12 protein-coding genes are annotated in these 13,592 nt (G+C 42.4%); all 12 read right to left on the reverse strand.

The window, feature by feature from the left end:
* Positions 1 to 71: 71 nt before the first annotated feature.
* Positions 72 to 3,332: a carbamoyl-phosphate synthase large subunit gene (gene carB, locus F3G76_RS07235; RefSeq protein WP_149706328.1), complete on the reverse strand. Its 3,261-nt coding sequence runs from the start codon at positions 3,330 to 3,332 to the stop codon at positions 72 to 74.
* The gene (gene mreC, locus F3G76_RS07240; RefSeq protein WP_149706329.1) at positions 3,332 to 4,087 is read right to left on the reverse strand and encodes a rod shape-determining protein MreC; all 756 of its coding nucleotides are present in this window, start codon (positions 4,085 to 4,087) and stop codon (positions 3,332 to 3,334) included. The genes carB and mreC overlap by 1 nt, the downstream gene beginning before the upstream one ends.
* A complete protein-coding gene (locus F3G76_RS07245; protein ID WP_002939972.1) occupies positions 4,077 to 5,114 on the reverse strand; it encodes a rod shape-determining protein in 1,038 nt (345 codons plus the stop codon). Before F3G76_RS07245 ends, mreC begins: the two co-directional genes overlap by 11 nt.
* 9 nt (positions 5,115 to 5,123) lie before the next feature.
* Positions 5,124 to 6,356: an ATP-dependent Clp protease ATP-binding subunit ClpX gene (gene clpX / locus F3G76_RS07250; RefSeq protein WP_021088133.1), complete on the reverse strand. Its 1,233-nt coding sequence runs from the start codon at positions 6,354 to 6,356 to the stop codon at positions 5,124 to 5,126.
* Positions 6,356 to 7,144 (reverse strand): acyl-ACP--UDP-N-acetylglucosamine O-acyltransferase, encoded by a 789-nt coding sequence (lpxA, locus tag F3G76_RS07255; protein ID WP_103600252.1) that lies wholly within the window; start codon positions 7,142 to 7,144, stop codon positions 6,356 to 6,358. The genes clpX and lpxA overlap by 1 nt, the downstream gene beginning before the upstream one ends.
* 24 nt (positions 7,145 to 7,168) lie before the next feature.
* Complete coding sequence (gene fabZ, locus F3G76_RS07260; RefSeq protein ID WP_004317884.1) at positions 7,169 to 7,615, reverse strand: 3-hydroxyacyl-ACP dehydratase FabZ; 447 nt, start codon at positions 7,613 to 7,615, stop codon at positions 7,169 to 7,171.
* A 110-nt stretch (positions 7,616 to 7,725) separates the two neighbouring features.
* Positions 7,726 to 8,802: an epoxyqueuosine reductase QueH gene (locus F3G76_RS07265; RefSeq protein ID WP_149706330.1), complete on the reverse strand. Its 1,077-nt coding sequence runs from the start codon at positions 8,800 to 8,802 to the stop codon at positions 7,726 to 7,728.
* A gap of 26 nt (positions 8,803 to 8,828) precedes the next feature.
* Positions 8,829 to 9,578 carry an ATP-binding cassette domain-containing protein gene (locus F3G76_RS07270; RefSeq protein WP_149706331.1) on the reverse strand — a complete coding sequence of 250 codons (750 nt, stop codon included), beginning with the start codon at positions 9,576 to 9,578 and terminating at the stop codon, positions 8,829 to 8,831.
* Positions 9,575 to 10,255 carry an ATP-binding cassette domain-containing protein gene (locus F3G76_RS07275; RefSeq protein WP_149706332.1) on the reverse strand — a complete coding sequence of 227 codons (681 nt, stop codon included), beginning with the start codon at positions 10,253 to 10,255 and terminating at the stop codon, positions 9,575 to 9,577. Before F3G76_RS07275 ends, F3G76_RS07270 begins: the two co-directional genes overlap by 4 nt.
* Entirely contained in the window at positions 10,252 to 11,052 is an 801-nt protein-coding gene (locus tag F3G76_RS07280) for an ABC transporter permease (RefSeq protein WP_103607352.1), read from the reverse strand. The genes F3G76_RS07275 and F3G76_RS07280 overlap by 4 nt, the downstream gene beginning before the upstream one ends.
* Positions 11,049 to 11,987, reverse strand: coding sequence for an ABC transporter permease (locus F3G76_RS07285; protein WP_103607351.1), 939 nt, complete (start codon positions 11,985 to 11,987; stop codon positions 11,049 to 11,051). The genes F3G76_RS07280 and F3G76_RS07285 overlap by 4 nt, the downstream gene beginning before the upstream one ends.
* A 12-nt stretch (positions 11,988 to 11,999) precedes the next feature.
* A complete protein-coding gene (locus tag F3G76_RS07290) occupies positions 12,000 to 13,532 on the reverse strand; it encodes an ABC transporter substrate-binding protein (RefSeq protein WP_149706333.1) in 1,533 nt (510 codons plus the stop codon).
* Positions 13,533 to 13,592 lie beyond the last annotated feature (60 nt).

Genomic DNA, 13,592 nt, shown 5'->3' on the forward strand with positions numbered 1-13,592 from the left:
ATGGTAAAGATCAAAGAGCGTTGCCATGCCACCAAGGCTAGCCAACGCCTCTACTACGCACTCTTTTTGGTTCATCTCTCGCTTAGATACTCTTGCAGGCTTTTTACCTCAAGTGCTTTGCCAGTTTGAACTGTGCTTAGTGACTTAGCAGCTGCAAGTGCTGCACGGATAGTTGTGAAGTAAGGGATTTTAAATCTAAGTACATTTTGGCGGATCTTTTTGCCATCATCCACGCTTGATTTTGTATCACTTGTATTTATAACAAGTGCTATATCGCCGTTTTTAAGCCTATCTTCGACATTTGGCCTGCCCTCGCTTATCTTATAGACAAACTCAGCCTCCACGCCAGCTTCGCTTAAAATTTTATGCGTACCGCCAGTTGCGACGATGCTAAAACCAAGCGCTATTAGCTCTTTTGCAAGATCAGGTGCGTAAGATTTATCAGCGTCAGCTAGCGTTAAAAATACCCTGCCCTTGCTTGGTAAAGTGTTGCTAGCAGCGATCTGGCTCTTTGCAAACGAGCTTGCAAAATCGTGACTTATGCCCATGACCTCGCCCGTGCTCTTCATCTCAGGGCCAAGGATGAGATCGGCGCCACTTAGCTTGTTAAACGGTAGCACGCACTCTTTTACACAAACATGCGAGCTTACGCGAGGTTTTAAGATGTCACCATCTTCATAAACGACCTTGTAATCATCATAAAATTTAAGCGCCTCACGTAAATTTCCCTGCCACATAACTCTTGTAGCTACTTTTGCCATAGGCACGCCAGTAGCCTTGCTCACAAACGGCACAGTCCTGCTCGCGCGAGGATTTACCTCGATCATATAAAGCTCATTTTCATAGATAGCAAACTGGATATTCATAAGGCCGACAACGCCTAAATTTAGCGCGATATCTCTGGTTTGCTTCTCCACTTTTTTTATCATCTCATCGCTTAAACTCATCGGCGGCAATATGCAAGCTGAGTCGCCAGAGTGAATTCCAGCCTCCTCGATGTGCTCCATTATAGCACCTATATAGACCTCTTTGCCGTCACATATCGCGTCTACGTCGAGCTCTTTTGCATCTTGTAAAAATTTATCAAGTAGCACTGGCGAGTGGTTGCTAACCTTTACCGCCTCGCTCATATACTCTTTTAGCTCACTCTCGTTATGCACCCTTCTCATCGCTCTGCCGCCTAAAACGTAGCTTGGGCGAACAAGCACTGGATAGCCGATAGTTGCGGCCTTTTGCAAGGCTTCTTCTAAGCTAGTGGCGGTGTCATTTTTAGGCTGAAGGACGCCTATTTTATTTATAAATTCGCTAAATTTCTTTCTATCCTCGGCCACGTCGATCACTCTTGCGGTTGTTCCGATGATCTTTGCGCCGATCACGCTTAGACGTTTTGCAAATTTAAGCGGAGTTTGGCCGCCAAAATGCACGATCACGCCGTCTGGCTTTTCACGCTCGATGACTGATCTAACGTGCTCAAAATCGATCGGCTCAAAATACAAAATATCACTCGTGTCGTAGTCGGTTGAGACGGTTTCTGGGTTGCAGTTATACATTATCGTTTTTATGCCAAGGTCTCTTAGGGCGTAGCTTGCATGCACGCAGCAGTAGTCAAACTCTATGCCCTGACCGATCCTGTTTGGACCGCCGCCTATTATCATCACCTTTTTAGCGTCTTTTTCAGGCTCTTTTTTAGGAAATTTAGTGATATTTGTGGTTGAGTAAAGATATGGCGTTAGCGCCTTAAATTCGCCCGCGCAAGTATCGACCTCGTTGTATTCAAGCTCGATGCCAAGCTTTTGCCTAGCAAAATAGATATCATTTTGGCTAAGCTCAAGATCGTCTTTTTCATTTATAAGCACAGCTATCATCTTGTCTGAAAAGCCCATACTTTTGGCCTCTCGCAGTAGCTCTTCGTTGTTTAAGATATCCATGTCGATCTTATCTTCAAATTTAACTATCTCGTAAATTTGCTCTAAAAACCAAGGATCGATCTTGCTAAACTCATGTACCTCAGCCACGCTAAAGCTATCTCTAAAGGCTTGTGCTAGATATAAAATTCTTCTCTCATTTGCATTTCTGATACCATAAATCAAAGCGTTTTTTTCTAGGCTAAGGCTGTTAAATCCACAAAGATCGCGCTCTAGACTGCAAAGAGCCTTTTGGATACTCTCTTTAAATGTTCTACCTATCGCCATCACCTCGCCAACTGACTTCATCGCAGTGCCTAGATATGGGTTTGATCCCGGAAATTTCTCAAATGTAAAGCGTGGGATCTTTGTGACGATGTAGTCGATCACCGGCTCAAAGCTAGCAGGCGTGCCTGTGATGTCGTTTTTGATCTCATCTAGGCTAAAACCAACTGCAAGCAGTGTCGCGACCTTTGCGATCGGATAGCCAGTAGCTTTACTTGCTAGTGCTGAGCTTCGGCTAACGCGTGGGTTCATCTCGATAACGATCATGCGGCCCGTTTTTGGGTCTATGGCAAACTGCACGTTGCTACCGCCAGTATCAACGCCTATCTCGCGAAGTATGGCAAAGCTAGCGTCACGCATCGCCTGATACTCTTTATCTGTGAGCGTGAGTGCTGGCGCAACCGTGATGCTATCGCCTGTATGCACGCCCATTGGGTCGAAATTCTCGATCGAGCAGACGATGATGCAGTTATCGTTTCTATCTCTAATGACCTCCATCTCGTACTCTTTCCAACCAAGCAAGCTCTCTTCTATCAAAATTTCATGTATCGGGCTTGCGTCAAGGCCGGTGTTGGCTAGCTCTTTAAATTCGTCCATATTGTAAGCCACGCCGCTTCCTGCGCCTCCAAGCGTGTAGCTAGCTCTTATGATGAGTGGAAAGCCTATCTCGTTTGCCGCATTTAGCGCGTCGTCCATGTTATAAGCATATCTACTCTCAGGCAGGTCCATGCCGATCTTTTGCATGGTCGCTTTAAAAATTTGTCTATCTTCGCCCTTTTTTATCGCTTCTGGGTTTGCACCAAGAAATTTGACATCCTTTAAAAGGCCACTCTCAAAGACTTCCATAGCGGCATTTAGCGCCACTTGTCCGCCCATCGTTGGCAAGATGGCATCAATATTTTCTTTTTCGATGATCTTTAAAATGCTATCTTTTGTGATCGGCTCTATATACGTTGCGTCGGCGAAATTTGGATCAGTCATGATGGTGGCTGGGTTTGAGTTTATGAGCACTACGCGGTATCCAAGCTCTTTTAGTGTCTTGGCCGCTTGCGTGCCTGAGTAGTCAAATTCGCAGGCTTGACCGATGACGATAGGGCCTGAGCCGATTAGCAAAATGGTATTTATATCTGTTCTTTTTGGCATCATTTTTCCTTTGTTACAACGTATAGGTAGTTTGGTATGTTTAGCTTCGCATAAGGCTCAACTATCACGCTTTGATAGGAGCTCTCTTTTAAAATTTTACTCACGCGCCCTACTGGCACCCCACTAAAAAATATCCCGTCAAGCCCGCTCGTAAAGACCTCGTCGCCCTCTTTTGGGCTGAGCCATTGTGGGATAAATTTCACCATTATTTGGCTTTGATTTCCATGCGCGACGCCTGGAATTTTATCGTTTCCTATATAGACTGCAAATATACTTTTTGGGTCATTTTGCAAGTATGCTAGCGGCTTGCCGTCTTTTGCGATGACGATGCCAGCGCTGCTTCCTTGATAGATGAGCCCATAAATTTTATTTGGGTCGTATCCTTCAAACTCGCTTATCCAAATTTTATTATAATCCCCGATATGCACGTAACTAAGCCCTTTTACTAGCTTTACGGCTGGGGCGTAGGCAGTTGAGTTTTTATCTTTTAAAATTTGATTTAGCTCGTTTGCAAAAGTAGATAGAAGCGTGGCTGAGCGCTCTAGCTCTTTGTTTTGCGCTCTTAGTTTTTCTATCTCGCTAGCCTGCCTAAAATATTCGTTTATATAATCTTTCACGCTTTTAGCAAAATTGTCGTATGAATTTATAGCGTAGTTGCTGAATTTAATAGAGATGTTGCTTAAAATTTCGCCCTTAAACATCGAGGCGCCAGCAAGCAACGCTATAAAAACAAAAAGAACAATCTTACTCTTCATTTGTTAGCTGTTGTAAAAGTCCGATCTCTTGAAGTGCCTTGCCTGTGCCTCTAGCAACAGCAAGAAGCGGCTCGTCAGCTACAAATACTGGAAGTTTAACGATATCAGACAAGAACTTGTCAAGCCCTCTAATGAGCGCTCCACCGCCAGTTAGCACGATACCAGTCTCGACGATATCGCCAGCAAGATCAGGTGGCATCATCTCAAGCACAGTTTTTAGCGCATCTGCGATCTCTTTTAGTGGCTCTCTCATCGCCTCTCTCACATCCTCGCTTGTTAGCTCAACCCTGCTTAAAAGACCGCTCACTTGGTCGCGTCCTTTTACCACTACACTTAGCTCTTTTTCAAGCTGCACAGCAGAGCCCACAGCGATCTTTATCTCCTCGCCTGTTCTCTCGCCTATTAGTAAGTTGTATTTTTCTTTTATGTAGTTAACGATACTGCTATCTATCTTATCACCAGCTGTGCGGATAGATTTTGATATTACCAGACCGCCAAGTGAGACGACGCCGATCTCAGTCGTACCACCGCCGATATCAACTACAAGGTTGCCTTGTGGCTCACGAACTGGTAAATTTGCTCCGATAGCTGCTGCCATAGGCTCTTCTATCAAAAATACCTCTCTAGCTCCAGCACTTAGTGCGCTCTCTCTAACAGCCTTTCTTTCAACCTGAGTAAGTCCGTAAGGAACTGAGATGATGATCCTTGGGCGTAAGAAATTTTTTCTTCTATGAGTCTTTTCTATAAAATAGCGTATCATCCTCTCTGTCATGTCAAAGTCCGCGATAACGCCATCTCTCATCGGTCTTATCGCCTCAATGTCGCCAGGAGTTTTTCCCACCATCTCTTTTGCAGCGTGACCGACTGCTAAAATTTTTTGTTTTCCATATTTCTCACGTCTTACCGCAACAACTGATGGTTCATTTATGATTATTCCCTTATCTTTTACCAAAACCAAAGTGTTTGCCGTACCTAAATCTATACCCATATCACTTGAGAAAAAACCTATAACCTGATCTAAAAACATCTATTTCCTTTACGCTGTTAATTTATTGTGCTTTACCAAAATCGGCTTTGCCTTATCTTTTACCGTCTCTTTTGAGATCACGATATCGTAGTCTTTTAGCTCTGGCAGATCATACATTATGTCTGTCATGAGCTCTTCCATTATGCTTCTAAGCCCTCTTGCTCCAGTCTTTCGCTCGATAGCAAGGCTCGCTATCTCTTCAAGCGCCTCATCATCAAATTTAAGCGTAGCGCCGTCGATCGCACAAAGCTTTTGATATTGTTTTAATATCGCATTTTTTGGCTCGGTCAAAATTTTAACCATATCCTCTTTTGTTATCTCATTTAATGTAGCCACCACGTGAAGTCTGCCGATGAGCTCTGGGATGAGGCCGTATTTTACAAGATCGTCTGGTTCAAGCAGGCTTAGTAAATTCTCTTTTTCATTTTTGCCACGTTTTTCTTGATTAAATCCAAGTACGTTTTTACCAACTCTGCGCTCGATAATGTCAAGAAGTCCATCAAATGCACCGCCGCAAACAAATAAGATATTTGTCGTATCTATCTGGATGAAGTCTTGGTTTGGATGCTTTCTGCCGCCTTTTGGTGGGATATTTACGACGCTACCTTCGATGATCTTTAAAAGCGCTTGCTGCACGCCCTCGCCTGAAACGTCTCTTGTGATGCTTCTGTTTTCGCTCATTCTAGCGATCTTATCGATCTCATCGACAAATACAATGCCCTGCTCCGCCTTTTTCACGTCGCCATTTGCAGCTTGCAAAAGCCTTGTAAGGATGTTTTCAACATCCTCGCCGACATATCCAGCCTCAGTTAGGCTTGTCGCGTCGCAAATCGCGATAGGCACGTCAAGAAATCTCGCCAAAGTCTGAGCCATCAACGTCTTGCCGCTTCCAGTTGGACCAACAAGCAAGATGTTTGACTTTGAAATTTCAGTGTCGTCTTTGATGTCGCTTTGTTTAAAAATTCTCTTATAGTGGTTATATACGCCGACGCTAAAGACCTTTTTAGCCCTATCTTGACCGATCACGTAGTTATCAAGTACCGCTTTTAGCTCCTTTGGTGTGAGCTTTTGGTACTCTATCGCCTCATCATTTTTACTCTCTTCTACACTCGTATCACCATGTATCATATCGTATGCTGCTGCTATACAGTACTCGCATATATAGGCGTTTCCTTCGATGTCTGCTAATAATCTTCTCTCAGCAGACTCAGCCTCGCCACAAAAATTACACTTTCTAGCCATTAATCTCTTCCTTTTGCAAGCGGAATTCCTCTTGTCGTTTCTAATATAAATTTACACATTTTTTTAACATTTTCGTCGCTGGTTTTTGCGATCAGCTCGTTTGCTTGATCTTTTAGGCTGATGCCTTGATTAAACAAAAATTTATAAGCGCGAACAAGCTCTTCAACCTGCTCTTTGTCAAATCTACGCCTAATGCCAACTAAATTTAAGCTTCTTATATAGGCTCTGTTGCCCTCAGCTAGGCAAAATGGCACTACATCTTGGCTGAGCGCGCTTGCCCCTGCGACCATGCAGCTCTCACCCACTCTAACAAACTGGTGAATAGGTGTAAGACCGCCCACAACAGCGTAGTCGCCAAGCTCGACGTGGCCTGCTAGAGTTGCGTTATTTGCCAAAATGACGTTGTTGCCTATTATGCAGTCGTGTGCGATGTGAGAGTATGCCATGATAAAGGCGTTATCGCCTATCCTTGTTATACCATCGCCCTTGTGCGTGCCTGAGTTTATCGTGCAAAACTCACGTATAGTTGCGTGCTCGCCGATGATGACGCCAGTATCGACCTCATCTTTATAGCTGATATCTTGCGGGATGTCGCCAACGATCGCGTAGCTAAATACACGAGAGTTATCACCGATCCTCGTCTTGCCAAGCACCCTTGCGCCTTGTTTTATCGTGACGTTGTTGCCAAGGACCGCATCTTTACTTACAAATGCGTAAGCCTCGATATTTGCGTCATCTCCAATGATCGCTCCATCTTCTATAACTGCTGTTTGGTGGATATTTTTCATTGTCTCTCTTTTTTAAGCAAAAGCCTATTTGTCGACTATCATCGCTTTTAGTTCAGCCTCGGCGCATAGCACATCATCGACGTATGCTTTGCCCTCAAGCACCCAGATATTGCCTTTATGTTTTAATACATTTAATCTATACTCTAGCCTATCTCCAGGGCGGACTGGATGGCGAAATTTCGCTCCGTCAATGCTCATAAAATAGACCACTTTGTTCTCGATGCCAGCTTGATGCTCATCGCTCATACTCTTAAACGCTAGCACGCCGCCAGCTTGCGCCATGCCTTCAATGATCATCACGCCAGGATAGATCGGGTGGCCTGGGAAGTGCCCCTGAAATATCGGCTCGCCAATGGTTACATTTTTATAAGCGACGATGTTTTTTGCAGGCTCTAGCTCGACAACTCTATCGATAAGCAAAAAAGGAAATCTATGTGGGAGAATTTTTTGAATTTCTACGACGTCTATCACGTTTTAGCCTTAGTAATGTAAATTTTGGCAGATTGTAACAAATTTATACTAAGAAAAAAATTATTAGCCTCTTTTAAAATCTCTGAAATTTAGCCTTAGTGGGTCTAAATTTAGCTCTCTAAAACCAAAATTTCTTCGCTGTCGTTGTAAAAAACAGCCTTTGCGTAAATTTCGTAGCTGCCCTTTTTGACCTCGTCTAAGACGATGATAGGATTTTGCGAAAACTCCCCGCATATCTCACGGCGAAATTTCATCTCAGCGCCAAGCTCAAGCGGCCTTTTGCAAAGCTCATCAACGCTTTTAAATTTGCTATTTGTAAATTTATTAAAGCGCTCTATGTTCATAAATATCGCGCCCTCTTTTAGCTCATCATCGATCTCGCAGTCGCACTCTACGTTAAGCTTTAAATTCTCTCTTTTAAAGCCAGAGTAGAGCACAAAGTAGCTTGGCACCACAGCATTTTGAAATTTAACACTAGCACGCAAAAGCCTGTAGTTTAAAAAGCGCCTTCTAAAAAGGTGAAATTTCTCCCCTCTCGCCTCGCAAATGCGCACCTTTTTGTAAAGCTCAAGCCTAGCCTCGATGCTTCCATAAAGCGCCCTTGCGTACAGCTCGCTCATTAGCTCACTTTGGGGTAAATTTTGTGAGTCACGCTGTTTTTTTAGCGCAAAGACGCAGCCGCAGTAGTTTTGGTGATAGAGCTTGTCTTTTTTAGCGAGGATAAACTGCTCGCTTGTGCCGCCATTTTTTCTATAATCAACCGCAACGGCTTCTAAATTTGAGCCAGCCACCGCCTCATCAAGCGCCTTTTTGAGCTGAGTAAAGTCCTTTTTTGGGCTCATTAAAAGCGTCGTCGTGATCTTACTAAGTCCTAGCTCTATCGCCTTTTTAGCAGAGTCTTTCATACGAAAATCAAAGCAGTATTCGCACCTTTTGCCCTTTTCTGGCTCATCTTCAAGCCCTTTTGTGCCGCCAAGCCACGCTTCGTAGTCGTATTCGCCGCATATTAGCTTGATGCCAAGCTTCTCGCAGCTTCGCTTCACGTCCTCAAAACGCAGTAAAAATTCGCTATACGGATGTATGTTTGGATCGTAAAAATAGCCTACTATTCGCTCATTTGGATGATCTTTTCGTAGGCGCTGTAAAAAGTAGTGGCTATCGACCGAGCAGCAGATATGAACTAGCAAATTTGACCTTTTTTGCTTGCATTATATCAAAGTTTAGAGTTATAAAATTTAGCTGCGTCAAGGTATTTTTTAAGGACATTTTGGCTTGCAAGATCTTCAAATTTACCCCACGCCACTTGCTTGCCAGATTCGATTATTAGCACCTTTTGCGCTATTTTCATCGCACTTAGGATATCGTGCGTGATAAAGATAATGCTGATCTTTTCATCCAAGCTTAAAAGCAAATTTATGATCTTTTGCTTCGTCTCATTATCAAGCCCGCTTGTTATCTCGTCGCAGATTAGGATTTTTGGCTTTGAAAGAAGCGCTAGCAGTATCCCAACTCTTGTCGCCTCACCGCCACTTAGCTGTGACGGATATTTGCCTAAAATTTCATCTTTTAAATTTAAATTTGCTAGAAGCTCTTTGAGCTCATTTTGGCTAAAGCTAAGCTTAAGATATGACCTCACGTGAGCGATGGCTGTTTTTACTTTTAGTGCTGGATTTAGGGCTTGTTTTTGGTTTTGCAAGATATATCTGATATCTTTTTTAAGCTCATTTTTGTCCGTGATCTCTTCATTATTTATATAAATTTTTCCCCCGCTTTTTAGCTCGCTAAATGATATGAGCTTTGCAAGCGTGCTTTTGCCACTGCCACTTTGACCCAAAATGGCTAAATTTTCGCCATCATCAAGCTCGAAATTTATCCCCTCTAAAAGGTGTAACACTTCAGCTCTAGCGTTAAAATGCTCCTTAAAGCTTAAACTTTTTGAGACGTTTTCAAGTCTTATTTTCACGCATTTTCCTTTAAATTTAGCCGCCCATCTCTCATCTGCCAAATCTCATCGCTAAGATAGTTCGTTAGCGCCTCATCGTGCGAGATAAAGATGACGCTCATCTTGCCCTTTAGGTTCTCTAAGATGCCCGCCACGTGGCTACCGCTAATGCTATCAAGCCCACTTGTTATCTCGTCGCAGATTAGGATTTTTGGTTTTAAACAAAGCGCCAGAGCGATCTGCACACGGCTCGCCTCGCCACCACTTAGCTCGTACGAGTATTTGTGCCAGATGAGATTTGCATTATCTAGCCCAAACTCCCTAAAATAAGCAAACGCAAGCTCTTTATTCGCCTTATTATCGCCATTTAGATAAGCGTTGAAGTGATCCCCCACGTTTAAGAGCGGATGAAGGCTTGCAACTGAGTTTTGAAAAACAAGTGCGGCGACCTTTCTTCGGTGCTCTTTTAGCTCATTTTGGCTAAGTTTTAAGATATCTTTTTTGTAAATGCTAAATTTATCCGCCCTCACTCTAAAATGATCATCAAAAAGCCTTATTAAGCTCTTTGCAAAGAGCGATTTGCCACTGCCACTAGCGCCTGTGATACCTATAAATTTACCCTCGCTCATGTCAAAATCAAGCTCGCTCAAAAGCTTCTTATCCCTATAAAAAATGTTTAAATTTCTAATCTCTATCATATTTTTATATTGCCATTTTTTGAATTTGACGTGATGATCGAGGTTGCAAGGATGAGCAAAAAGAGCGTCACGCCAGGGAAAAGCACCATCCACCAAGAGCCTAGAAAAAGTGCCTCTTTGCTCTCATTTAGCATGATGCCAAGGCTTATTTTATTAGCATCACTTCCCACACCAAAAAAGCCAAGCGTGGCCTCCATGACGACCGCATTTATAGCGTTTATGCCAAAAATACTAACTATTAGATGCTTTAAATTTGGCAAAATTTCAAAGCATATAAGGCTAAATTTGCTAGCGCCATTTATCACGGCCTGCTCGGCGTAGTCGCACTTTTTATTAAGTCTTAAATTTTGCATAAAAACTTTTGCACCCTGCATAAACGAGCAAATGGCGATGATAAAAGATGTTATCAAAAGATCTCCGCTACTAAATGAGCTAAAAAGCATGATAAAAACGATGTTTGGTATGCTTAAAAAGGCATCAAGCCCCTTATCAAAAAGGCTCTCACAAACTCTGCTCTTGCTCGTGCCAAAATATGCGTAGATGAGCGAAAAAAGCGTCGTTAAAAAGCCAGCTAAAAGCAAGATAAGAAGCGAGTTTTTAAGCGCGTAGGCCACTCTTATGAGATTGTCTCTGCCTAGGATGTCCGTGCCAAAGATGTGTTCGCCGTTTGGGGCTAAATTTACCGCCATAAAGTCAGTGAAATTTGGCTCAAATTTAGAAAAAAATGGCGCAAAAAAGGCAAATGAGACAAGAGCTAAAAAGACAAAACAGGCCAGGAAAAATATGACTTTTCTCATAAATTTCTCTTATCTGCCAAGATAGCGAAAATTTTAGCTAGCAAATTTGCAAAAACGACAAAAACAGCCGTTAGCAAAATGGTCGCAAGTGCGACTGGATAGTCCTTGGCGATCACCGCATCAAGACTTAGTTTGCCAATGCCAGGAAATGAAAAAATGCTCTCAATAACATATGAGCCAGCAAAAACGCCAGCCACAAGAGTTGCGAAATAATAGACTATGTCGGTGCTTGCGTGCTTTATGACAAAGAGATAAATTTTGCCGCGCCCCAAACCTCTAGCGTGAGCCGTCTGGATAAAGTCAGCGTTTAGGCTTTGATTTAGCCTGTCACGCACAAATTTCACGTTTGCGCCAAGGTGTGGCAAGATGATTGCAAGCGTTGGCAAGATGATAAATTTCACCCCAACACCGCTAGATCCTAGCTCGTTTGCCCCAGAGCTTGGCAGCAAATTTAGATATACGCTAAAGATCGCTATTAGCACAAGAGCGATGTAAAAATGCGGCAGGGAAGCTAACAAAAAGGAGCTAAAATTTATAAAGATATCGGCAAATTTATTCTTATAAATGGCGCTTAAAAGTCCCAAGAAAAAGGACAAAAGAGTTATCAAAAAAAACGAAGCAAAAAATAAAATGAGCGAGTTTAAAAGCCTCTCTTTAATGAGCAGCGACACGCTTGCCCCACTTACAAAACTAGTGCCAAAGTCGCCCGTGACAAAGTGAGCTAGCCACCTAAAATACTGCACGAAAAAGTTATCTTTTAGCCCTAAATTTCTTAAAATTTGCTCTTTTATGGCTAAATTTATCGCTTCACTTCTTGAAAACATCGCGTCAGTGATATTTCCTGGCAAAAAGTATATAAGCAAAAATAGAAAAAATGAGATAAAAAACAGCAACCCAAGGCTTGAGATCGCTGTTTTTAAAATGGCTCTAAACAAAGTTTTTATCCACTATTTTACTTGCCACTCTCTTATGTTCCATAAAAATCCAGCCCCGTGATGACCTAAAATTTGCGTCTTTATGCCTGAAATTTTATTGTTAAAGACAAGCGGATAGTCAAGATAGGCTATAAAGATGTAAGGTGGGTTTTCATGAAGCGCTTTTAGAAATTCTTTGTAGTATTTTTTTCTAAGCTCCACGTCTTTTGTATATCTTGCGTTTTTTAGGGCACTATCGACGTTTGCGTCCTTGTAGTGGCTAAAATTCCAGCCATTTTCATTTACGCTCACATCGGCAAATCCGCCAAAAATTCTATACGTATGAAAGTCTGGATCAAACGGGCTTCCCCAGCCGATAACAAAGCTATCTACTTTGCTTAGATCAAAGGCTGTTCTTGGCTTTGCGTAGGCTTTGGCTCTCACACCAAATTTATTTAGCTCACTGCTTAAAATTTTAGCTAGATTGACCCTTAAAATGTCGTTATTAAAGGCGTAGATGTCAAAGCCAAGCTCCTTGCCGTCCTTTTCAAAAAAACCAGCCTTATTTTTCTTAAAGCCGCTCTTTTCAAGTAGCTCCCTAGCCTTTTGCGGATCGTAGCTGAATTTAAACTCGCTGTCATTTGCAAAGCTTTTTTCTATCGGGTTATTCGCTACGCTTGCATATCCGTGAAATAAGCTTTTAACAATCTCATCTTTATTTACGGCGTAGTTTAGGGCGATCCTTACATTTTTATCTTGAAAGATAGGATCTTCAAGGTTAAACATCAAAGCTCTATAGTCTGCGCTTTTAAATTTAAGCAAGCTAAGTTTTTTATCATCTTTTATGAAATTTACGCCAGTTGGAGAGATGAGTGCGACGTCGATCTCACCACTTTTTAGGCCCACAAGTCTTAAATTTTCATCGCCGACTATCTTAAAAAATACCTTTTTTATCTTTGGCTCGCCCTTATAAAATTTATCATTTGCCACAAACTCCAAACTCTCATCTTTTTTCCATTTTACTAGCTTGTATGCGCCAGTGCCAACAGGTGCCTCATTAAATTTATCAGTTGCGATATCTTTGCCCTTTAGGATATGCTCAGGCAAAACGCCAAAACTAAGTGCGTCAAGAAACGGCGGAAAAGGCTCGCTAAGCGTGATCTTAACTTTATAATCGCCCAAAATTTCAACGCTTTTTACCACCTCGTAGTTTGAGATAGCAGGCGCGTTTAGCTTCTTATCTTGAGCCGTTTCGATGGTAAATTTAACGTCCTTTGCGCTAAATTTCACACCGTCATGCCAAAAAGCATCATCTCTTAGCTCAAAAACATACTCCAGCCCGTCATCGCTCACCTGCCAAGACTTCGCAAGCTCTGGCACAAGTGCGCTATTTTCATCGTGGCTCGTAAGACCAGAGAAAACTAGCGAAAGCGTAGGATCGTGATCCTCGTCATAAAGTGGGTTTATGCGAGGTGTTTGCTCCTCGATAGCGACTACAACGGCATTTTCATTTGCATAAGCAAAGGCAGAAAATAACAAAAACAATAAAACCAAAAACCTCTTCATCACTCGCTCCTTTGTTTAAAAAATATTTGACGAATGGTAATACGAAATGCATAAAAGTAT

It is taken from the genome of Campylobacter concisus (assembly GCF_902460575.1).
In the GTDB taxonomy this organism is placed as follows: domain Bacteria; phylum Campylobacterota; class Campylobacteria; order Campylobacterales; family Campylobacteraceae; genus Campylobacter_A; species Campylobacter_A concisus_AW.